21 protein-coding genes are annotated in these 21,178 nt (G+C 63.4%); 13 read left to right on the top strand and 8 right to left on the bottom strand.

The genetic code is table 11. From position 1 onward, the window contains the following. Positions 1–227: 227 nt before the first annotated feature. Positions 228–1,136: a 50S ribosomal protein L3 N(5)-glutamine methyltransferase gene (gene prmB, locus H0I86_RS22475; RefSeq protein WP_023966445.1), complete on the top strand. Its 909-nt coding sequence runs from the start codon at positions 228–230 to the stop codon at positions 1,134–1,136. A gap of 52 nt (positions 1,137–1,188) precedes the next feature. On the opposite strand, the gene H0I86_RS22470 is transcribed toward prmB, so the two are convergent. Both H0I86_RS22470 and H0I86_RS22465 read right to left on the bottom strand, forming a co-directional pair. Beyond that, complete coding sequence (locus H0I86_RS22470) at positions 1,189–1,977, bottom strand: hypothetical protein (protein WP_180922249.1); 789 nt, start codon at positions 1,975–1,977, stop codon at positions 1,189–1,191. A gap of 98 nt (positions 1,978–2,075) precedes the next feature. Then, positions 2,076–3,029, bottom strand: coding sequence for an alpha/beta hydrolase (locus H0I86_RS22465; protein ID WP_258019359.1), 954 nt, complete (start codon positions 3,027–3,029; stop codon positions 2,076–2,078). Positions 3,030–3,170: 141 nt separating this feature from the next. Between H0I86_RS22465 and aroC the strand changes: the two genes are divergently transcribed. The 5 genes from aroC (at position 3,171) to mtnC (ending at position 7,395) form a co-directional block, all read left to right on the top strand. Then, positions 3,171–4,262 (top strand): chorismate synthase, encoded by a 1,092-nt coding sequence (aroC, locus tag H0I86_RS22460; protein ID WP_007932265.1) that lies wholly within the window; start codon positions 3,171–3,173, stop codon positions 4,260–4,262. Positions 4,263–4,296: 34 nt separating this feature from the next. Continuing rightward, the gene (locus H0I86_RS22455; RefSeq protein ID WP_180922248.1) at positions 4,297–5,445 is read left to right on the top strand and encodes an MFS transporter; all 1,149 of its coding nucleotides are present in this window, start codon (positions 4,297–4,299) and stop codon (positions 5,443–5,445) included. Then, on the top strand, positions 5,442–6,062 hold the full coding sequence (locus H0I86_RS22450) for a methylthioribulose 1-phosphate dehydratase (protein ID WP_180922247.1): 621 nt from the start codon (positions 5,442–5,444) through the stop codon (positions 6,060–6,062). Before H0I86_RS22455 ends, H0I86_RS22450 begins: the two co-directional genes overlap by 4 nt. A 99-nt stretch (positions 6,063–6,161) precedes the next feature. Then, a complete protein-coding gene (locus H0I86_RS22445) occupies positions 6,162–6,707 on the top strand; it encodes a 1,2-dihydroxy-3-keto-5-methylthiopentene dioxygenase (protein WP_180922246.1) in 546 nt (181 codons plus the stop codon). Between the two features lie 4 nt (positions 6,708–6,711). Continuing rightward, positions 6,712–7,395: an acireductone synthase gene (gene mtnC, locus H0I86_RS22440; RefSeq protein ID WP_180922245.1), complete on the top strand. Its 684-nt coding sequence runs from the start codon at positions 6,712–6,714 to the stop codon at positions 7,393–7,395. Between the two features lie 95 nt (positions 7,396–7,490). On the opposite strand, the gene H0I86_RS22435 is transcribed toward mtnC, so the two are convergent. Then, the gene (locus H0I86_RS22435) at positions 7,491–7,769 is read right to left on the bottom strand and encodes a DUF3509 domain-containing protein (RefSeq protein WP_009045039.1); all 279 of its coding nucleotides are present in this window, start codon (positions 7,767–7,769) and stop codon (positions 7,491–7,493) included. A gap of 611 nt (positions 7,770–8,380) precedes the next feature. Between H0I86_RS22435 and H0I86_RS22430 the strand changes: the two genes are divergently transcribed. The 5 genes from H0I86_RS22430 to H0I86_RS22410 all read left to right on the top strand — a co-directional run bounded on the left by H0I86_RS22430 (position 8,381) and on the right by H0I86_RS22410 (position 14,180). Then, positions 8,381–10,213, top strand: a complete 1,833-nt coding sequence (locus H0I86_RS22430) for a long-chain-acyl-CoA synthetase (RefSeq protein ID WP_180922244.1) — start codon at positions 8,381–8,383, stop codon at positions 10,211–10,213. A gap of 97 nt (positions 10,214–10,310) precedes the next feature. Then, entirely contained in the window at positions 10,311–10,829 is a 519-nt protein-coding gene (locus H0I86_RS22425) for an ankyrin repeat domain-containing protein (protein WP_124321737.1), read from the top strand. Between the two features lie 114 nt (positions 10,830–10,943). After that, a complete protein-coding gene (locus H0I86_RS22420) occupies positions 10,944–11,474 on the top strand; it encodes a hypothetical protein (RefSeq protein ID WP_009045036.1) in 531 nt (176 codons plus the stop codon). 98 nt (positions 11,475–11,572) lie between these two features. After that, on the top strand, positions 11,573–11,764 hold the full coding sequence (locus H0I86_RS22415) for a PLDc N-terminal domain-containing protein (protein WP_007932252.1): 192 nt from the start codon (positions 11,573–11,575) through the stop codon (positions 11,762–11,764). A gap of 322 nt (positions 11,765–12,086) precedes the next feature. Then, positions 12,087–14,180: an LTA synthase family protein gene (locus tag H0I86_RS22410; RefSeq protein WP_009050189.1), complete on the top strand. Its 2,094-nt coding sequence runs from the start codon at positions 12,087–12,089 to the stop codon at positions 14,178–14,180. 81 nt (positions 14,181–14,261) lie between these two features. Here H0I86_RS22410 and H0I86_RS22405 read toward each other — a convergent pair whose 3' ends face one another. Then, on the bottom strand, positions 14,262–14,414 hold the full coding sequence (locus H0I86_RS22405; RefSeq protein ID WP_009045034.1) for a DUF3309 family protein: 153 nt from the start codon (positions 14,412–14,414) through the stop codon (positions 14,262–14,264). A 303-nt stretch (positions 14,415–14,717) separates the two neighbouring features. Here H0I86_RS22405 and H0I86_RS22400 point away from each other — a divergent pair, with 303 nt between their 5' ends. Next, a complete protein-coding gene (locus H0I86_RS22400) occupies positions 14,718–15,533 on the top strand; it encodes an SDR family oxidoreductase (RefSeq protein ID WP_180922243.1) in 816 nt (271 codons plus the stop codon). Positions 15,534–15,597: 64 nt separating this feature from the next. Next, positions 15,598–15,930: a YnfA family protein gene (locus H0I86_RS22395; RefSeq protein WP_007932246.1), complete on the top strand. Its 333-nt coding sequence runs from the start codon at positions 15,598–15,600 to the stop codon at positions 15,928–15,930. 51 nt (positions 15,931–15,981) lie between these two features. On the opposite strand, the gene H0I86_RS22390 is transcribed toward H0I86_RS22395, so the two are convergent. From H0I86_RS22390 to H0I86_RS22375, 4 genes are all read right to left on the bottom strand, one after another. Beyond that, a complete protein-coding gene (locus H0I86_RS22390) occupies positions 15,982–16,209 on the bottom strand; it encodes a YheU family protein (protein ID WP_007932245.1) in 228 nt (75 codons plus the stop codon). 101 nt (positions 16,210–16,310) lie between these two features. Then, positions 16,311–17,495, bottom strand: a complete 1,185-nt coding sequence (locus H0I86_RS22385) for an osmoprotectant NAGGN system M42 family peptidase (protein ID WP_087092386.1) — start codon at positions 17,493–17,495, stop codon at positions 16,311–16,313. A gap of 130 nt (positions 17,496–17,625) precedes the next feature. Continuing rightward, the gene (gene ngg / locus H0I86_RS22380) at positions 17,626–19,371 is read right to left on the bottom strand and encodes an N-acetylglutaminylglutamine synthetase (RefSeq protein WP_180922242.1); all 1,746 of its coding nucleotides are present in this window, start codon (positions 19,369–19,371) and stop codon (positions 17,626–17,628) included. Positions 19,372–19,374: 3 nt separating this feature from the next. Continuing rightward, entirely contained in the window at positions 19,375–21,147 is a 1,773-nt protein-coding gene (locus H0I86_RS22375; protein WP_180922241.1) for an N-acetylglutaminylglutamine amidotransferase, read from the bottom strand. Between the last annotated feature and the right edge of the window lie 31 nt (positions 21,148–21,178).

The raw sequence follows: 21,178 nt of genomic DNA, 5'->3' as shown, positions 1-21,178 counted from the left end.
CTGTGAGTGGGGCTTTTGCGACATTGTCCTCTGGCGGAGCGCTTCTGTGAATCGCTACTAACGTAAGGTGCGTGGTTGCTGGCCTACAGCCGTGTCAAGGGCTATGGAGAATCGGGTCGAATGCGGGGAAAAGCGCCTGAACGCTCCGCAGACTCAGATTTTTCATGCGTCGTCCTCAGACGTTTTGGCTGTTAGAATCGCCAGTCGTTTTTTCAGGAGTCTGCCCCGTGATCACTTCCCGCCTGCGCACCCTGCGCGACCACATCCGTTGGGCTGTCAGCCGCTTTCATGGGGAGGATCTGTTTTTCGGCCATGGGACCGACAATGCCTGGGACGAAGCCCGCCAATTGGTACTGGGTGCCTTGCACCTGCCGTGGGAAATCGCCGACAGCTATCTGGACTGCGCGCTGGAAGACGACGAACTGGTCAACCTGCAGCGTCTGCTCAAGCGGCGCATCGAAGAGCGCGTGCCGACCGCCTACCTGCTGGGCGAAGCCTGGTTCTGTGGCCTGTCGTTCATTGTCGACGAGCGCGTGCTGATTCCGCGTTCACCGATCGGCGAGCTGATCGAAAAACGTTTCGAACCCTGGCTGGGCGCCGAGCCTGCTCGGATTCTCGACCTGTGCACCGGTTCCGGCTGTATCGGCATTGCCTGCGCCTACGAATTCCGCCATGCGGAAGTGGTGCTGGCCGACCTGTCGTTCGAAGCCCTCGAGGTGGCGAACCAGAACATCGAGCGCCATGGCGTCGACGAGCGAGTGTTCACGGTGCAGGGTGACGGCTTCGACGGTTTGCCGGGCCAGCGTTTCGACCTGATCGTGTCGAACCCGCCGTATGTGGATGCCGAGGACTTCGCCGACATGCCCGAGGAGTACCAGCATGAACCGGAGCTGGGCCTGGCCTGTGGCGACGATGGCCTGAACCTGGTGCGGCGCATGCTGGCCGAGGCGGCCGATCATCTGACCGAGAAGGGCCTGTTGATCGTCGAGGTCGGCAACAGCCAGGTCCATGTCGAAGCCTTGTACCCGGAAGTCGACTTTGCCTGGCTGGACTTCGAGCGCGGCGGTCATGGCGTGTTCATGCTCACCGCCGAGCAGTGCCGGCAGCATCAGGCGCTGTTCAGTTCCCGGGTCTGAGCCGCGAGCGAAGCGCTACAAAAAGGCTCGCCAATCGGCGGGCTTTTTGTTGTCAGCGGTGGGTCGCGATCCAGATCAGCAACCCGGCCTGGAACACTGCAAAGGCCACCAGGCAAGTGATGGTAAAGCGCAGTCCGGTGTCTTCGCGCTTGTACTTGGCGACCTTTTCTTCGTGCTTGCGCAGTTTGACTTCCTGCTCTTCGAGGTTCTGCTCGGCCTGCTGCAGCATCTGCGCGGCTTCGAGGATCTCGACGAATTGCAGCTTTTCGGTGTTCCAGTTGGCCAGCAGTTCGCCGACCTGCACATCCTTGACGCTGCCCTTGAGATGCTGGGCATCGGCGTAAACCACATCGAAGCCCTGGACCCGCAGGAAATGGTCGCGTCGCAGGCGCGTGGCCTCGTTCAGCGCATCCTTGTTCGCCAGTTCGAAACCATCCACGCGGTAGTGCGGCCATTTTTTCTGCGCCCAGCTTGCCCCCTGCGCCAGCAGAAAGCGGCCGATGCCACGGTTCGCCGGTTCGATCTGCAGGTTGTCCGGCTCGAAACGTACCCGCCGAGTCGTATGGTCGACCCAGACATCCAGGTGATTCTGTTCCTTGCGCACCCGTTGGCCCGGCAACTGGAGGGTCATGCGCAACAGGCTGCGCTCCTTGTTGCTGCGCTCGGCATAACCGAACTCGATAAAGCGCAGGGGCCGTCCGCCCGTGGCGCGATCGGTTTGCAGCGGGGCCAGGCGAAGCATCCGGTGATGCTCGGCATGGACGTCCGCCCACGGCAACGCCACGGCTTCGGGAACGGGGTTTTCAACCTCGGTTTCGGGAGGGTTCTGGGTATCGGTCATAACGGCGAGATCCTGTCCAAGCGCTACTTGCCGACGGCAAGTGAACGGCCGGCAAAGGCTTATCGGCCGTTTTTTTCAGGACTGGAGGGGAAAACGCGTCAACGGGCGTGAAGTCCGTCAATAAAACCGATGATGCGGCTGCCAAGTTCCGAGGCCAGGGGCAGTTGCGGGTCCTTGTAGGAGGCCAGTTGCCGCTTGACGTCGTTGGGCACAATGCGCAACACATGGTTCATGCCCTCGATCAGCGCCAACTGGGCATCCGGCTTGGCGGCCTTGAGCATCCGCGCGTCGTCGACGCCGACCTGGATATCGTTGCTGCCCTGGACGATCAGGGCCGGCATTTTCAGGCGGGCGAACGCGGCGGCCGGGTCTTGCTTGAACAGGGTGATCAGGTACGGCTGCACGCTGGGGCGGAAGATCACCTCCAGCGGCGGCGGCACGTCGGTGTCGACCCGGCCGGCCTTGAGGCTGTCGAGCAGTTCGTTGCTGCGCAGCATCAGCGACGCCGGCAGGCGATAGCTCAATTGCTGGCGCAGCACCTGGTCCACCGGGCGGGCGGTGCCGGAGATGGAAATCACCGCCGCCGCATCGACCTGGGGCGCCGCCAGGGTGGCGATCAGCGCACCTTCGCTGTGGCCGAGCATGATCAACGGGCCCAGGCGCGGGTCGGCCTTGAGTTTTTTGCCCCAGGCCACGGCATCGGCGACGTAGGCGTCGAGGGTGAGGTTGCGTTCGTCCGGGGTGGCGGCAAGGCTGGCGGCCACGCCGCGCTTGTCGTAGCGCACGCTGGCGATGTTGTGCTTGGCCAGCACCCAGGCCAGGCGCTTGAGGCTATCGTTGCGCCCGCCGTCGGGGTTGTTGCCATCGCGGTCGGTGGGGCCGGAGCCGGAGACGATCAGCACCACCGGCACCGGGGCGTCGGACTTGGGCAACAGCAGCGAGCCGTATAATTCGCCGTTGCCAGTCTCCAGGCTGATGGGACGTTGCAGCACGGCCGCCTGGACCAGGCCGGTGAACAGGGTAAGGCTCAAGAGAAGAACTCGCAGCATCATCACGCCATCATGGAGAAGGTGCCGGTTGGACTTCCGGGCACGGATAAGGTTCGAGGATGAACTAGTTGGGTAGGCTGCGTATACTGGCGCGCTCAGTAATCCAGATTGAGTTATTTCGGCTGATTTCACGGAGCGTCCCGCATGTCTGGCAATACCTACGGCAAGCTGTTCACTGTCACCACCGCGGGCGAAAGCCATGGCCCGGCGTTGGTCGCCATTGTCGACGGCTGCCCACCGGGTCTTGAGCTGTCGCTGGACGATCTGCAGCGCGACCTGGACCGGCGCAAGCCCGGCACCAGTCGCCACACCACCCAGCGCCAGGAAGCCGATGAAGTCGAAATCCTCTCCGGCGTGTTCGAAGGCAAGACCACTGGCTGCTCCATCGGCCTGCTGATCCGCAACACCGACCAGAAGTCCAAGGACTACTCGGCGATCAAGGATCTGTTCCGCCCGGCCCACGCCGATTACACCTACCACCACAAATACGGCATCCGCGATTACCGCGGCGGCGGTCGCAGCTCGGCGCGGGAAACCGCCATGCGCGTGGCGGCCGGGGCCATCGCCAAGAAGTACCTGGCCAGCCAGGGCATCGTGGTGCGGGGCTACATGAGCCAGCTGGGCCCGATCGAAATCCCGTTCAAGACCTGGGATTCGGTGGAAGACAACGCCTTCTTCAGCCCCGATCCGGACAAGGTGCCGGAACTGGAAGCCTACATGGACCAGCTGCGTCGCGATCAGGATTCGGTGGGGGCGAAGATCACCGTGGTCGCCGAGGGCGTGATGCCGGGCCTGGGCGAGCCGATCTTCGACCGCCTGGATGCCGAGTTGGCCCACGCGCTGATGAGCATCAACGCGGTCAAGGGCGTGGAGATCGGCGCCGGTTTCGCCAGCGTCGCCCAGCGTGGCACCGAGCATCGCGACGAGCTGACCCCGCAAGGTTTCCTCAGCAACAACGCTGGCGGCATCCTTGGCGGGATTTCCTCCGGCCAGCCGATCGTCGCGCACCTGGCGCTCAAGCCGACCTCCAGCATCACCACCCCGGGCCGTTCGATCGACATCGATGGCAACCCGGTGGACGTTATCACCAAGGGCCGTCACGACCCATGCGTCGGCATTCGCGCCACGCCGATCGCCGAAGCCATGATGGCCATCGTGCTGATGGATCACCTGCTGCGTCACCGTGGCCAGAACGCCGATGTGCGCGTCAGCACGCCGGTGCTGGGCCAGTTGTAATGGCGTCCCTGCCAGCCGCCACGGTCTGACGGCCGTGGCGGCGCTCCCGTACTGGCGGCTCTCCAGTTTCTATCTGTTCTATTTCGCCCTGCTGGGTTCGACCGCGCCGTTTCTGGCGCTGTATTTCGATCACCTGGGGTTTTCCAGCGCGCGCATCGGCGAGCTGGTGGCGATTCCCATGCTCATGCGCTGCGTGGCGCCGAACATCTGGGGCTGGCTCGGCGACTACACCGGCCGGCGCCTGGCCATTGTGCGTTTTGGCGCGATCTGCACGCTGCTGAGCTTTTCGCTGATTTTCGTCAGCAAGAGCTACGCCTGGCTGGCGATGGTCATGGCCTTGCATGCGTTCTTCTGGCACGCGGTACTGCCGCAATTCGAAGTGATCACCCTGGCGCACCTGCAAGGCCAGACTGCCCGCTACAGCCAGATCCGCCTGTGGGGTTCGATCGGCTTCATCCTCACGGTGGTGGCGCTGGGGCGGCTGTTCGAGTGGCTGAGCCTGGACATCTACCCGGCGGCGCTGGTGCTGATCATGGCCGGCATCGTGCTCAGCAGCGCCTGGGTGCCCAATGCCCAGCCAGCGGCCCAGGGCAGTCGCCTGGCGGCCGGAGGTTTTATAGGCCAGTTGCGCAGCCCCGGCGTGCTGGCCTTCTATGCCTGCGTGGCGCTGATGCAAATGAGCCACGGTCCTTACTACACCTTCCTGACCCTGCACCTGGAACACCTGGGCTACAGCCGCGGCTTGATCGGTTTGTTGTGGGCGCTGGGGGTGGTCGCCGAAGTGTTGATGTTCCTGGCGATGAGCTGGATTCTCTTGCGCTTTTCGGTGCGCCGGGTGTTGCTGGCGAGTTTCCTGCTGGCGGCCCTGCGCTGGCTGCTGCTGGGTGCCTTTGCCGAGCACCTGTGGCTGCTGTTGTTTGCCCAGGTGCTGCATGCCGCGACCTTCGGCAGCTTTCATGCCGCGGCCATTCATTTCGTGCAACGCAGCTTCGGTGACCGTCAGCAGGGCCAGGGCCAGGCCCTGTACGCGGCCCTGGCCGGCACCGGCGGCGCATTGGGCGCGCTGTATTCCGGCTACAGTTGGAATGCCCTGGGCGCGACATTGACCTTTAGTATTGCAAGCCTCGCAGCGCTGGCGGCAGCCGTTATCATTGCCACACGTATGCAAGAGGAGAGGCCATGAGCCTTAGCCGCGAACAGCTGGCACAGGACATCATCGAGGTCGGGCGCTTTCTGTATGCCCGCGGCTGGTCCCCGGCCACCAGCAGCAACTATTCCACGCGCCTGTCGCCAAGCGCGGTATTGCTCACGGTTTCGGGCAAGCACAAAGGCCAGTTGGGCCTGGATGACGTGCTGGCCACCGACCTGGCGGGCAACAGCCTGGAACCGGGTAAAAAGCCGTCGGCCGAAACCCTGTTGCACACCCAGTTGTACAGCTGGAACCCGCAGATCGGCGCCGTGCTGCATACCCACTCGGTGAATGCCACGGTGCTGTCGCGCCTGACCGCCGAGGACTTCATCGAGTTCGAGGGTTACGAGCTGCAAAAGGCCTTTGCCGGCATCGCCAGCCACGAGTCGCGGGTGCGTGTGCCGATTTTCGACAACGATCAGGACATCGCCCGGCTGGCGAGCAAGGTCCAGCCCTGGCTCGACGCCCATCCCGATTGCGTCGGTTACCTGATTCGCGGTCATGGCCTCTATACCTGGGGGGCGCGCATGAGTGACGCGCAGCGCCAGATCGAGGCCTTCGAGTTCCTGTTCGAGTGTGAGTTGAAGACTCGCGCCCTGTTAAACCGTTAAGGCTTTCTTCGACTGAAGTAGCCACCGCCTGATGATATGCACTGCCTGACCGGCCTGGAAAAAGCCGGAGGGCACTGCCGATAGCGAGGAATTGCCAAGATGAGCAGCCTGTCCGTTTACCACGTATCCAGCCCGGACCTGCCGAACAAGGTGCTGACCCATTTCGACGATATCGCCGCGACCCTGGCCGAGCAGGGCGTGCGTTTCGATCGCTGGCAAGCCGCCACCAGGATCCAGCCGGGCGCCAGCCAGGAAGAAGTGATAGGCGCCTATCAGGAACAGATCGACCGCCTGATGACCGAGCGCGGCTACATCACCGTCGATGTGATCAGCCTCAATAGCGATCACCCGCAGAAGGCCGAATTGCGCGCCAAGTTCCTCGACGAACACCGCCACGCCGAGGACGAGGTGCGCTTTTTCGTCGCCGGTCGCGGCTTGTTCAATCTGCACATCGGCGACTACGTGTACGCCGTGCTCTGCGAGAAGAACGACCTGCTTTCGGTGCCGGCCGGTACCGCGCACTGGTTCGACATGGGCGAGAACCCGTACCTGGTGGCGATCCGCATGTTCAATAACCCGCAAGGCTGGGTCGCCGACTTCACCGGTTCCGATATCGCCAGCCAGTTCCCGCTTCTGGAGGATTGAGCGGATGCCGATCAAGGCCATTCTTACCGACATCGAAGGCACCACCAGCGCGGTGAGTTTTGTCTTCGAGGTGCTGTTCCCCTATGCGGTGCAGCAGCTGCCGGACTTCGTGCGCAAGCACGTCACCCGGGCCGATGTCGCTGAGCAGCTGCAGGCGGTGCGCGAGGCCAGCGGCGAGCCGGCGGCGGATGTCGAACGGGTGATCGAGATCCTCCTGGGCTGGATCGCGGAAGATCGCAAGGCCACGCCACTCAAGACCTTGCAAGGCATGGTCTGGGAGCAGGGGTATCGGGCCGGGCAGCTCAAGGGCCATGTCTATCCGGATGCGGTGGCGGCGTTGCAGCACTGGCATCAGGCTGGTTATCGGTTGTACGTCTATTCGTCGGGCTCGATCCAAGCGCAGAAGTTGATTTTCGGTCGCTCCACTGCCGGGGACCTGGCGCCGCTGTTCAGCGGTTTTTTCGACACCGCCTCGGGGCCCAAGCGCGAAGTGCAGTCTTACCAGCGCATTACCCAGGCCATCGGTTGTGCGCCTGGGCAGATTCTCTTTCTGTCCGATGTCGTCCAGGAACTGGATGCGGCCAAGTCCGCCGGCCTGGCCACTTGCGGCCTGGTGCGCGAAGGCGGGGTGTTGGCGGGGCATGCGAATGTGGCGAGCTTCGCCGATATCGATCCGCAGCGTTTCTGAAAGCAATCAGGCCGTGTCAGCGCAAGGCTGGCACGGCCTGATTGGGGCTATCCGTCATGTCTGCGTTGTCACCGCGAATCCGCAGCGCTGCGGATTTAAAGCGAGTGATACGACGGCAGGGCAAAACGGTTCTGGCTTTGCAGCAGGGAAATCTGTGGCAATTCGCTGGCCTGTTCGGCCAGGTCGCGACGCAACGCGCTGATCACCCACGACAACTGATCGCCCGCATGCAACTGGGCATAAGAGATCGAGCGCTTGAGCTGTTTACCTTCGCTGTTACGCAGCGTCAGCAGGATGCCGCCATCGGGCCGTGGCTGAGTGGTCACTTCGTAGTTGGAGAACAGGGAAGCGAATTTTTCTTGGATCAGGCTCATGTCTATCAGCTCCATTGGTTCTTGAATGGCAAACCTGAAGTGATAGGTGCAGCGATTGTGCCAGCCTCAAATTTTTAAAAAATCGTTATAAATCATATTGTTATAAATATTCGCCATTTGCGCGCCCGTGCAATTTGCATGAATGGCCATCGTGCATCCTGCATTTTGCGAGATCGCAGGCGTGGGCAAGGGCCGGGGCGTAACGCTGTGACTGCCGGTTCACGTAAAAGATTCAACCGGCAAACCGACCCTCAAGCGCGAGGCACCTGGCGGCGCGGGGGAGATACAAAACTTTGCAAAAACTCCGTGTACAGGCCAAGAAGCGCTGACGTATTTTTTTGCCAGCGACAGGCTGTACAGGTCAATCAGACGCTTCATCGACATGGACAGTCATGCGTCGTGATCCCTAGGGTCATGGGCGCCTGATAATAAGAAAATAGGACGTCATCCATGAACGCCATGCTCCGCATTACTGCCAATAGCGCGCCCCCTGTTTCGCTCCTGTTTGCCGTGGCGGCCCGCCTTCGGCCCCCGGCTGAATAGCCCCATCGACCTTGTCTGCCTGCCGGCCTGGCCCGTGCAGGATCCTTTTGCGTCGAACAGGAGCCGTCATGAGCACTCGTCAGCACGACACGATCACCTGGGGCATGATGCTGCGCAAATTGCCCTCCATCGCCCGGGCGTTGCCGCGGGTCATCAGGGGCATGCAGATAGCCAACGTCAAGCGTGCCGATCAGCCCTGCGGGCTGGGCTGGACCTTCGAACAAGCCACGCAACGCAACCCCGACGGCCCGGCGCTGCTGTACGGCGACCGGGTGTTGAGTTATGCACAGGCCAACCAGTGGGCCAACCGGATCGCCCATTACCTGGCGAGCCAGGGCATCGGCAAGGGCGACGTGGTGGCGATCTTCGTCGAGAACCGTCCCGAGTTGCTGCTGAGTGTGCTGGCGGTGGCCAAGCTCGGCGGTATCTGCGCCATGCTCAACACCGCACAGGCCGGCAGCGTGCTGGTGCACAGCGTGAACCTGGTGAAGCCGGTGGCGATGATCGTCGGCGGCGAACTGCTGGATGCCTATTCGGCGATTCGCGACCAGGTTGCCATTGACGAGGCGCGAACCTGGTTCGTCGCCGATCCGGATGTGGCGCCCGGGCCAACGCCCGCCGGCTGCATCGACCTGATGACCGCCAGCGTCGCCAGTGACTCGACCAATCCCCCGAGCACCGCGCGGATCTACCTCGACGATCCATGCTTCTATATCTACACCTCGGGCACCACCGGGCTGCCCAAGGCCGGCATTTTCAAGCACGGCCGCTGGATGCGCACCTCCGCCAGCTTCGGCATGATCGCCCTCGACATGCAGCCGGCCGACATTCTCTACTGCACCTTGCCGCTGTATCACGCCACCGGGCTGTGCGTATGCTGGGGCTCGGCCATCAGCGGGGCCTCGGGTTTCGCCATTCGCCGCAAGTTCAGCGCCAGCCGGTTCTGGGAGGATGCCCGCCGGTTCAAGGCCACCACCATCGGCTACGTGGGCGAGCTGTGTCGTTACCTGATCGACCAGCCCGCCAGCGAGCACGACCGCGACAACAGCGTGGTGAAGATGGTCGGCAACGGTTTGCGCCCCGGCGTGTGGGGGCCGTTCAAGCAGCGTTTCGGCGTCGAGCATATCTGCGAGCTGTATGCCGCCAGCGACGGCAATATCGGCTTTACCAACGTGCTCAACTTCGACAATACCGTGGGCTTTTCCCTGGCGCCCTGGGCGCTGGTGGAGTACGCCCACGACACCTGCGCACCGATCCGCAACGGTTCCGGCTTCATGCAGAAGGTCGCCCGGGGCGGGCAGGGCCTGCTGCTGGCGAAGATCGACGACAAGGCGCCGCTGGACGGCTACACCGAGCCGGAAAAGAACCTGAAGGTGATCCTCACCGACGTGTTCGAGAAGGGCGACCGTTACTTCAATACCGGCGACCTGCTGCGCGATATCGGTTTTGGCCATGCGCAGTTCATCGATCGCCTGGGCGATACCTATCGCTGGAAGGGCGAAAACGTCTCCACCACCGAAGTGGAGAACATCCTCCTGCAACATCCGCAGGTCGCCGAGGCGGTGGCCTATGGCGTGGAGGTGCACAACACCAACGGTCGCGCCGGGATGGCAGCGATCACCCCGGCCGAATCCCTGGCGACCCTGGATTTCACCGAACTGTTGCAGTTCGCCCGCGAGCATCTGCCGGGCTACGCGGTGCCGCTGTTCCTGCGGGTCAAGGTGAAGATGGAGACCACCGGCACCTTCAAGTACCAGAAGACCCGGCTCAAGGAAGAAGCCTTCGACCCGTCGAAAACCGGTGGCGATCCGGTGTACGCCTGGTTGCCGGGATCGGCGACCTACGTCCAGGTGACGGAGGCGGTCCTGGCGGACATTTGTGCCGGCCGGCACCGTTATTGATTCTGGCTATGGCCGCTCTTGAGAAAAAAGGGATGACAGGGTTGGAGCCGCTTGGGGACACTAGCGGCTTTCCGATTGGCCGAAAGTGGAGTTCCCGATGTCAGACAAAAGCCGCCAGATGACCGCAGAAGAAGCCGCCGAGTTTACCGAGCAGGTCTTCAACGTCGCCCGTCAAGGCGACGCCCAGATGCTCGACAAGCTGGCGAGCAGCGGTCTGCCGGTCAACCTGCGCAATCACAAGGGCGACACCCTGCTGATGCTGGCCAGCTACTACGGGCATGTGGATGCGGTGCAGGTGCTGCTCAAGCACAAGGCCGACCCCGAGATCCGTAACGACAACGGCCAGAGCCCGATCGCCGGCGCGGCCTTCAAGGGCGACCTGGCGGTGGTCAAGGCGCTGGTGGAAGGCGGTGCCGAGGTGGAAGGTTCGTCCTTCGACGGGCGTACCGCGCTGATGATGGCGGCGATGTTCAACCGCACGGAAATCGTCGACTACCTGATCAGCCAGGGCGCCAACCCACGAGCCACCGACGCTAACGGCGTGAGTGCACTGGACGCGGCGAAGACCATGGGCGCCGTCGACACCACCGCGCAGTTGCAGAAGTTGCTGGGCTGAGCTGAACGGCGCATGCCGCCGGGCCAAGGCCAGGCCTTGGTCGCGGCGGTAGGTTCGCGGGGCGGGTTTAGGCTATCCTGCGCGCCCGCCATTGACCCGTAACAGGATTCGCCCATGAAAACCGTCCTCGCCGAACTCATCACCAAAATCAGCTCCGGCTGTATGGGCGAAGAAGAAATCCTGCGGATCGCCGACGAGGCCGCCCAAGCCTACGCCGATCCCCAGGCCTTCCTGGCCGCCAATCCGGACATCAACTACGACGACAGCTTCCCGATCCCGCTGGGCGAATGGGTGGTGGTCGGCAGCCTGCCGGACACCGTGCTGTTCCAGGCCGACACCTACATGGACCTGTTCGCGCAGATTGTCGCGTCTTTCGGCCCGGGCGTGGCGTTCAACATCAAGCCCAAGCAACTGGCCAAGACCGAGGCCCTGACCGCGCTCAACCGCATCCAGATCCAGATGGGCAGCATGAACCCGGAAAACGGCGGCTACGTGCTGATGAACTTCAGCCAGCTGCTGGACGACGAGCTGCAAGTGGTGCTGGTCTACGGCAACGACGTGCCGCGCGTGCTGGAGTTGTGCGCCGAAGCCGGCATCGCCGCCGCACCGTCCCTGGAAGCGCTCAAGGTCGCGGTTCACGTCTGAGCTGCCGAGCCACAGACCTGACCGTACGGGCAATAAAAAGGAACCCCGGCGCTGGCCGGCTATCCTAAGTGGGCAAGCCCTCACTTAGGAGCGACACCATGGGTTCCACCTTCAATACGCTGGTCGGCCTGATCATCCTCGCGCTGGACATCTGGGCGATCATCAATGTGCTTAAAAGCAGTGCCGAAACCGGGATGAAAATCCTCTGGGTGCTGCTGATCATCCTGTTGCCGGTTCTGGGCCTGATCATCTGGGCGATTGCCGGGCCGCGCGGCAACGTACGGCTCTGAAGGCTGGCGCGGGTTCGAAAAAGGGCCGCCAGGCCCTTTTTTATGTGACCAAATATGCGCTGCACGAAATTTTCACAAAGTCTCCATGACAATTCGCCAGCGCTGTTTTTCCGCTGCACCCCGTGCGATCTCCGGTTGCGATCCCTGACTCTGGCCATTGCCGGCCGGGTGAGGGCGCCTGCCAGTAATCAATGGCAATGCCGCTGCTGATCGTGCAACATTTGCGCACCGCGCCATCCCCCCAGCCCTGAATGGCTACAAGAGGGCAAAGCGCAGCTGCATTTTTTTCGCAACTTCAACTTCCATTGGGTCCTAAAACGATATGGCAAACCCGGACGCCCTGAGTCAGCAGCGAGCCTCGAGTCGCCTGCTGCAACCGACCGTCAAATCGCATCTGGCTTATACGCTGCTCTGCGCGCTGGCCATGATGGTCATGCTGTCCTTGCTGCGCGTGGCGCTGCTGGTCTACAACCGCGAGATGATCCTCGACACACCGGCCTCGACCTTCCTTGAAGCCTTCGCCAACGGCCTGCGCTTCGACGTGCGCCTGGTGGTCTACCTCAGCATCCCGCTGCTGCTGGCCCTGTTCAGTGCCCGGGCCATGGCGGCCCGCGGTTTCTTCCGCTTCTGGCTGACCATCGTTTCGAGCATCGCGCTGTTCCTCGGCCTGATGGAGATGGACTTCTACCGCGAGTTCCACCAGCGCCTCAACGGCCTGGTCTTCCAGTATGTGAAGGAAGACCCGAAAACCGTGATGAGCATGCTTTGGTACGGCTTCCCGGTGGTGCGCTACCTGCTGGCCTGGGCGCTCGGCACCTGGCTGCTGAGCCTGGCGTTCAAGGGCGCCGACCGCGCGACCCGGCCACGCGGCCCGTTCAGCGGCGGCAGCATCGGCACCCGGCAGGTCGCCCCGTGGTACGCCCGTATCGGCGTATTCGTGGTCTGCCTGCTGGTCTGCGTGGTCGCCGCCCGCGGCACCCTGCGCCAGGGCCCGCCACTGCGCTGGGGTGACGTCTACACCACCGAATCGAACTTCGCCAACCAACTGGGCCTCAACGGCACGCTGTCGCTGGTCGAAGCGGCCAAGAGCCGGATGGGCGAAGACCGCAGCAATATCTGGAAAGCCACCCTGCCGCAGCCCGAGGCGCAGCAAGTGGTGCGCGACCTGCTGGTGATGCCGGACGACAAGCTGGTGGACGCCGATATCGCCGCCGTGCGCCGCGACTACACGCCACCGGCCGACAAGACCCTGCCGATCAAGAACGTGGTCGTGATCCTGATGGAAAGCATGGCCGGTCACTCGGTGGGGGCCCTGGGCGCTCCGGGTAACATCACCCCGTACCTGGATCAACTGTCCAAGGAAGGCCTGCTGTTCGACCGCTTCTTCTCCAACGGCACCCATACCCACCAGGGCATGTTCGCCACCATGGCCTGCTTCCCCAACCTGCCGGGTTTCGAATACCTGATGCAGACCCCGGAAGGCAGCCACAAGCTGTCCGGCCTGCCGCAGGTGCTGAGCGCCCGCAAGTATGACGACGTGTACGTATACAACGGCGATTTCGCCTGGGACAACCAGTCGGGCTTCTTCAGCAACCAGGGCATGACCAACTTCGTCGGTCGCAACGACTTCGTCGATCCGGTGTTCTCCGATCCGACCTGGGGCGTGTCCGACCAGGACATGTTCAACCGGGGCCTGGAAGAGTTGAAGGCGCGGGAAAACGGCAAGCCGTTCTATGCCCTGCTGCAGACCCTGTCCAACCACACCCCGTACGCCTTGCCGACGCCGTTGCCGGTGGAGAAGGTGACCGACCGTGGCAGCCTGAACGAACACCTGACCGCCATGCGTTATTCCGACTGGGCCCTGGGCCAGTTCTTCGAGAAGGCGCGCAAGGAGCCGTACTTCAAGGAGACGCTGTTCGTGATCGTGGGTGACCACGGTTTCGGCAACGAGCGCCAGATCACCGAAATGGACCTGGGCCGCTTCAACGTGCCGATGCTGATGATCGCCCCGGGCATCCAGGAAAAATTCGGCCAGCGCAACCACACCGTGGGTACCCAGGTCGATATCGTGCCGACCATCATGGGCCGCCTGGGTGGCGAAGTGCGTCACCAGTGCTGGGGCCGCGACCTGCTCAACCTGCCGCAAGGCGATACCGGGTTTGGCGTGATCAAGCCGTCGGGCAGCGAGCAGACCACCGCCATCGTCACCGCCGACCAGATCCTGGTACTGCCGCGCGAGAAGGAAATGGCGCCGAAGATCTACCAGTACGAACTGGGCGCCAATCCCCATGCCGAAGTCGTACCGGACGCTCCGCGTACCGCCGAGTTGAAGCACAAGCTCGAAGCCTTCCTGCAAACCGCTACCAAGAGCCTGCTGGATAACACCGCAGGCGTGGTGCACGGCACGCCGGACTGATTCATCGCGCGAATGAAAAAGAGGCCCTCGGGCCTCTTTTTTTTCGACGCTTGAACAGTACCGAGCTTGAATGAGCGATGCCTATATCCGGCCCAGTAACACGAGAATCAGCAACACCACCAGGACCACACCGATGATGCCGGATGGGCCATAACCCCAGCTTCTGGAGTGCGGGAACACTGGAAGACCACCGATCAGCAGAAGAATCAGAATAATGATCAGGATTGTGCCCATGTCGTTGTCCTTATTGGATGATCGAAGGCGCGGCTGGATTCAAAGCAATTAATCCACACCGCTTAATCATTCCGACTCTGGGCCTTCAAGGATGATTCCAAGTTTTTTTAATGTTTTTTGCACGCAGGACTATTTCCTTTCGTACCTGCTGCCGCTGGCCATCGAGTGGAACTTGCAACACCGCGGGAAATCGCACCGAGGCCCCGGTTTGCCTGGGGCATTCAGCATTCTGATGGTGCGTGGGTGGTACAAAATCCTTCGCTACACTCGCCTCATCTTTCCCGGAACAACAAGGCAACTCCTATGCAAAATCGCATGATGATCACTGGCGCCGGATCCGGCCTGGGTCGCGAAATCGCTCTGCGCTGGGCGCGCGAAGGCTGGCAGTTGGCGTTGTCGGATGTCAGCGAACCCGGCCTGCAGGAAACCCTCAGGCTGGTGCGCGAAGCCGGCGGCGACGGCTTCGTGCAACGTTGCGACGTGCGTGACTACAGCCAGTTGACGGCCTTCGCCCAGGCCTGCGAGGTCAAGCTCGGCGGCATCGATGTGATCGTCAATAACGCTGGCGTGGCCTCTGGCGGCTTCTTCAGCGAGTTGTCCCTGGAAGACTGGGACTGGCAGATCGCGATCAACCTGATGGGCGTGGTCAAGGGTTGCAAGGCGTTCCTGCCGCTGCTGGAAAAGAGCAAAGGCCGGATCATCAACATCGCCTCGATGGCGGCCTTGATGCAGGGCCCGGCCATGAGCAACTACAACGTGGCCAAGGCGGGCGTGGTGGCCCTCTCCGAAAGCCTGTTGATCGAGCTGGCCCAGCAGGAAGTCGGCGTGCACGTGGTATGCCCGTCGTTCTTCCAGACCAACCTGCTGGATTCGTTCCGCGGCCCGACCCCGGCGATGAAGGCCCAGGTCGGCAAACTGCTGGAAAGCTCGCCGATCAGCGCGGCGGACATCGCCGACTACATCTACACCCAGGTCGCCGCCGGCGAATTCATGATCCTGCCCCACGAGCAGGGGCGCATGGCCTGGGCCCTGAAGCAGAAGAACCCGCAGCTGCTGTACGACGAAATGACCCTCATGGCCGACAAGATGCGTGCCAAGGCCAAGCAAAACGCCAGCTGAGCTTGCCGCTGACCCTGTGCGTCGTTAGGGTTGCCAGCATCTGGCATCCCTGACGAGACCTTGCATGCTCAATTACCTGTGGTTCTTCCTCGCCGCGCTGTTCGAGATCGCCGGCTGCTACGCCTTCTGGATGTGGCTGCGCCAGGGCAAAAGCGCCTGGTGGATGGTCCCGGCGCTGGCGAGCCTGATGCTCTTCGCCCTGTTGCTGACCAAGATCGAAGCGAGCTACGCCGGCCGCGCCTATGCGGCGTACGGCGGGATCTACATCATCGCCTCGATCGGCTGGCTGGGTATGGTGGAGCGGGTGCGGCCGCTGAGTTCGGACTGGCTCGGGGTGGCGCTGTGCGTGATCGGCGCGAGCATCATTCTGTTCGGCCCGCGCTTTACCAACGGTTGAGGCGCTAGCCGGGTTTTGGGCGCCGCCATGGCGCCCGCTCCCGGCCAGGGATCAGTCGAACAATTCCTTGGGCACATCGTGCTTGAGCATCAACTGGCATTGCTCGCTGTCCGGATCGAACACGATCACTGCCTGGCCCTTGGTCAGCGCCTGGCGCACGCGCAGGACGCGGGTTTCCAGCGGGGTGTCGTCGCCATTGTCGGTGCCGTCGCGGGTGACGAAGTCTTCGATCAGGCGGGTCAGGGTGTCGACTTCCAGTTGGTCATGGGGAATCAGCATAGGGGCCTCCGGCAAACAATCCCGGATCCTACTGCGCCGAGCCCCGCGCGGCTAGGCAAACCTCGCGCGGGGCCCGGCTTTTCACTTCAGGGCTTATCACCTCAGGACTTTTGCCCCACCAGGCTGTCCACCGACGGCACCCGGGTGTCGCTTTCCATTTGTGTGTCGTGCTCCAGCTGATGGCTGAAGCGGTCCAGGGAACCCTGGGCCGGCTGCGCGTCGCTGGCGAACACCGGCGGGCTGAGGATGTAGGCGCCCAACAGGCGACTGAGGGCCGCCAGGCTGTCGATATGGGTGCGTTCATAGCCGTGGGTAGCGTCGCAACCGAAGGCCAGCAGGGCGGTGCGGATGTCATGGCCGGCGGTGACCGCCGAATGGGCATCGCTGAAGTAGTAGCGGAACAGGTCGCGGCGCACCGGCAGTTCGTGCTCCGTGGCCAGGCGCAGCAGGTGCCGCGACAAGTGATAGTCGTAAGGCCCGCCGGAGTCCTGCATGGCCACGCTTACCGCGTGCTCGCTGGAATGCTGGCCGGGGGCGACCGGGGCGATGTCGATGCCGACGAATTCGCTGACGTCCCAGGGCAGGGCCGCCGCCGCGCCGCTGCCGGTTTCTTCGGTGATGGTGAACAGCGGATGGCAGTCGATCATCAGCGGCTCACCGCTGTCGACTATGGCTTTGAGCGCGGCCAGCAACGCGGCGACACCGGCCTTGTCGTCGAGGTGGCGGGCGCTGATATGGCCGCTTTCGGTGAATTCCGGCAAGGGGTCGAACGCGACGAAATCGCCGACACCGATACCCAGCGACTCGCAGTCGGCGCGGGTGGTGCAGTAGGCGTCCAGGCGCAATTCGATGTGGTCCCAGCTGATGGGCATCTCGTCCACCGCGGTGTTGAAGGCGTGCCCGGAGGCCATCAGCGGCAGCACACTGCCGCGCAATACACCGTTGTCGGTGAACAGGCTGACCCGGCTGCCCTCGGCGAAACGGCTGGACCAGCAGCCCACCGGGGCCAGGGTCAGGCGGCCGTTGTCTTTCACCGCGCGCACGCTGGCGCCGATGGTGTCCAGGTGCGCCGAGACGGCGCGGTCCGGGCTGTTCTTCTGACCCTTGAGGGTGGCGCGAATGGTCCCACGGCGAGTCAGCTCGAAGGGAATGCCCAGTTCTTCCAGGCGCTCGGCCACATAACGCACGATGGTGTCGGTGAAGCCGGTGGGGCTGGGAATGGCGAGCATTTCCAGGAGGACTTTCTGCAGGTAGTTGAGGTCCGGTTCGGGAATCGATCGGGTCATGGAAACTCCTGATGATGAAAAGGCCATCGATGGTTTCGATGAACAAGGCGTCGGGCGCTCGCTCCCACAATGTGTTTCTGTAGGAGCGAGGCTTGCCCGCGATAAGGCCGTTACTGTCGGTCCATGACGGTCAGATCGCCGGCTGACTGTGGGGAAACAGCAGGTCGACGAACCGCTCCGCCGTCGGCTGCGGTTCATGGTTGGCCAGGCCCGCTCGCTCGTTGGCTTCGATGAACACGTACCGCGGCTGGTCGGCCGCCGGCACCATCAGGTCGAGGCCGACCATCGGGATATCCAGCGCCCGCGCCGCGCGGATCGTGGCGTCCACCAGTTCCGGATGGAGAATCGCGGTGACATCCTCCAGGGTGCCACCGGTATGCAGGTTGGCGGTGCGCCGCACGAACAGCCGTGCGCCGGCCGCCAGGATGCTGTCGTAACCATGCCCGGCGGCCTGCAGGGTGCGCTGGGTTTCGTGGTCCAGGGGGATCTTGCTTTCGCCCCCGGTGGCGGCCTGGCGACGCCGGCTTTGGGCTTCGATCAGTTGCCTGATGGAATGCTGACCGTCGCCGATCACCTCGGCCGGCCGGCGAATGGCGGCGGCGACCACCTCGAAGCCGATCACCAGGATGCGCAGGTCCAGGCCCTCGTGGAAGCTCTCGAGCAACACCCGGCTGTCGAACCGCCGGGCGTTGTCGATCGCCTGTTGCACTTCTTCGATGGTGCGCAGATCCACGGCCACCCCTTGGCCTTGTTCCCCGTCGAGTGGCTTGACCACCACCCGTTCATGCTCGTCGAGAAACGCCAGGTTGTCGTCGGCGTTGCCTGCGAGTTGTTGCGCCGGCAGGTTCAGCCCGGCCCGTTTCAGTACCTTGTGGGTCAGGCTCTTGTCCTGGCACAGGCTCATGCTGATGGCGCTGGTCAGATCGCTCAGGGACTCGCGGCAGCGCACCCGACGGCCGCCATGGCTGAGGGTGAACATCCCGGCTTCGGCGTCGTCGACCTGCACGTCGATGCCGCGGCGATGGGCTTCCTCGACGATGATCCGCGCATAGGGGTTGAACGCCGCCTCGGGCCCGGGGCCGAGGAACAGCGGCTGGTTGATGCCGTTCTTGCGCTTGATGGCGAAGGTGGACAGGGTGCGAAAGCCCAGCTTGGCGTAGAGGCTCTTGGCCTGGCGATTGTCGTGCAGCACCGACAGGTCGAGGTAGCTCAGGCCGCGGCTCATGAAGTGTTCGACCAGGTGCCGGACCAGCACTTCGCCGACCCCCGGGCGGGTGCAATGCGGGTCCACCGCCAGGCACCACAGGCTGCTGCCATGCTCCGGGTCGTGGAAGGCCTTCTGGTGATCCAGGCCCATGACGCTGCCGATCACCGCGCCGCTGTCTTCGTCTTCGGCCAGCCAGTACACCGGCCCGCCGGCGTGGCGCGGGGTCAGCAGGCTCGGGTCGACCGGCAGCATGTTGCGGGCCAGGTACAGCTGGTTGATGGCCTGCCAGTCCGCCGCGCTCTGCGCCCGGCGGATGCGGAAACCGCGAAACACCCGAGTGGCTTGGCGATAATCGCTGAACCACAGGCGCAGGGTGTCGGACGGGTCGAGGAACAACTGGGTCGGCTCCAGGCCGAGAATCTGCTGCGGCGCGGCGACATACAGGGCGATGTCGCGTTCGCCGGGGTGTTCGTTGAGCAGTTCCTCGGCCAGGCTCGTCGGGTCGGGAAAGGTATGGCCGATCAGCAGCCGGCCCCAGCCGCAGTGCACAGCGATGGGGGCGGTGCCGAGGGCGCTGCGGTCTTCGGCGAAACGCGCCTGCAGACGTTCGTAGGAGGGTGCCTGACCGCGCAGCAAGCGTTGGCTGTAAGCCGTGGCGTAGGGTTTCATGGGTCAGATTCCTTGTTCGCTGAGCCACAGGTTCAGCGCGGCCAGTTGCCACAGCTTGGAGCCGCGCAACGGCGTCAGCTGGCCTTGTGGATCGGTCAGCAGGCGGTCGAGCATCGCCGGGTTGAACAGGCCACGGTCCTGGCTTGGGTCCAGCAGCAGTTCACGCACCCAGTCCAGGGTGTCGCCCTGCAGGTGCTTGAGGCCAGGCACCGGGAAGTAGCCTTTCTTGCGGTCGATCACTGCGCTGGGGATCACCAGGCGCGCGGCTTCCTTAAGCACCTGCTTGCCGCCATCGGGCAGCTTGAATTTGCCCGGCACTCGCGCCGACAGCTCCACCAGCCGGTAGTCGAGGAACGGTGTGCGCGCCTCCAGGCCCCAGGCCATGGTCATGTTATCCACACGCTTGACCGGGTCGTCGACCAGCATCACCGTGCTGTCCAGGCGCAGGGCCTTATCCACAGGCGCGGCGGCGCCGGGCTGGGCGAAGTGCTCGCGGACGAAATCGCCGGCGGCGTCGTTGGCGGTCAGCCACTGCGGTTGCACGGTGGCCGCGTAGTCGTCGTAGCTGCGGTCGAAGAACGCCTCGCGGTAGGCCGCGTAAGGATCGCTGGCGCCATCCACCTGCGGGTACCAGTGGTAACCGGCGAACAGCTCGTCGGCGCCCTGGCCGCTCTGCACCACCTTGCAATGCCTGGCGACTTCCCGCGACAGCAGGTAGAAGGCGATGCAGTCGTGGCTGACCATGGGTTCGCTCATGGCGCGGAACGCCGCCGGCAACTGTTCGATGATCTCGCGCTCGTCGATGCGCAACTGATGGTGATCGGTGCCGTAGTGCTGGGCGATCAGGTCCGAATACTGGAACTCGTCGCCGCGTTCGCCCCCGGCATCCTGGAAGCCGATGGAGAAGGTCGACAGGTTCTCCACCCCGACTTCGCGCAGCAGGCCGACCAGCAGGCTCGAATCGACGCCGCCGGACAGCAGCACGCCGACATCCACCGCCGCCCGTTGGCGGATCGCCACGGCTTGGCGAGTGCTGTCGAGTACGCGGTCGCGCCAGTCTTCCAGGCTCAGCCCGGCTTCATCGGCGCGCGGGCCGTAGGGCAGGGTCCACCAGGTTTGCTGCTCGGTGCGGCCGTCGGCTTCGATGCGCATCCAGGTGGCCGGCGGCAGTTTCTCGATGCCCGCCAGCAGGGTGCGCGGTGCAGGTACCACGGCGTGGAAGTTCAGGTAATGGTTGAGCGCCACCGGGTCGAGCAGCGGGTTGATGTCGCCACCCTTGAGCAGCGCCGGCAAGGCCGAGGCGAAACGCAGGCGCTGGCCGGTGCGCGACAGGTACAGCGGCTTGACGCCCAGGCGGTCGCGGGCGATGAACAGGCGCTTGGCGTCGCGTTCCCAGATGGCGAAGGCGAACATGCCATTGAGCCGCGGCAGCAGCTCGGCGCCCCAGGCGTGATACCCCTTGAGCAGCACCTCGGTGTCGCCGCCGGAGTAAAAGGCGTAGCCCAGGCTTTCCAGCTCGGCGCGCAGTTCGGGGTAGTTGTAGATCGCGCCGTTGAAGGCCAGGGACAGGCCCAGTTGGTTGTCGATCATCGGCTGGGCCGAGCCGTCCGACAGGTCCATGATTTTCAGGCGTCGATGGCCCAGGGCTATCGGGCCCTGGCTATGGAAGCCCCAGGCATCGGGTCCACGAGGGGCGAGGTGGTGGGTGATTCGTTCAACCGCTGCCAGGTCGGCGGGTTGATGATCAAAACGTAGTTCTCCAGCTAATCCGCACATAAGACTAAAACCCTTGTGTTTCTTAGTGTGT

Source organism: Pseudomonas chlororaphis subsp. aurantiaca, assembly GCF_013466605.1.
In the GTDB taxonomy this organism is placed as follows: Bacteria; Pseudomonadota; Gammaproteobacteria; order Pseudomonadales; family Pseudomonadaceae; genus Aquipseudomonas; species Aquipseudomonas chlororaphis_I.
Note: the sequence above shows the minus strand (reverse complement) of the source record. Positions and strands in the feature narration are given on the sequence as shown.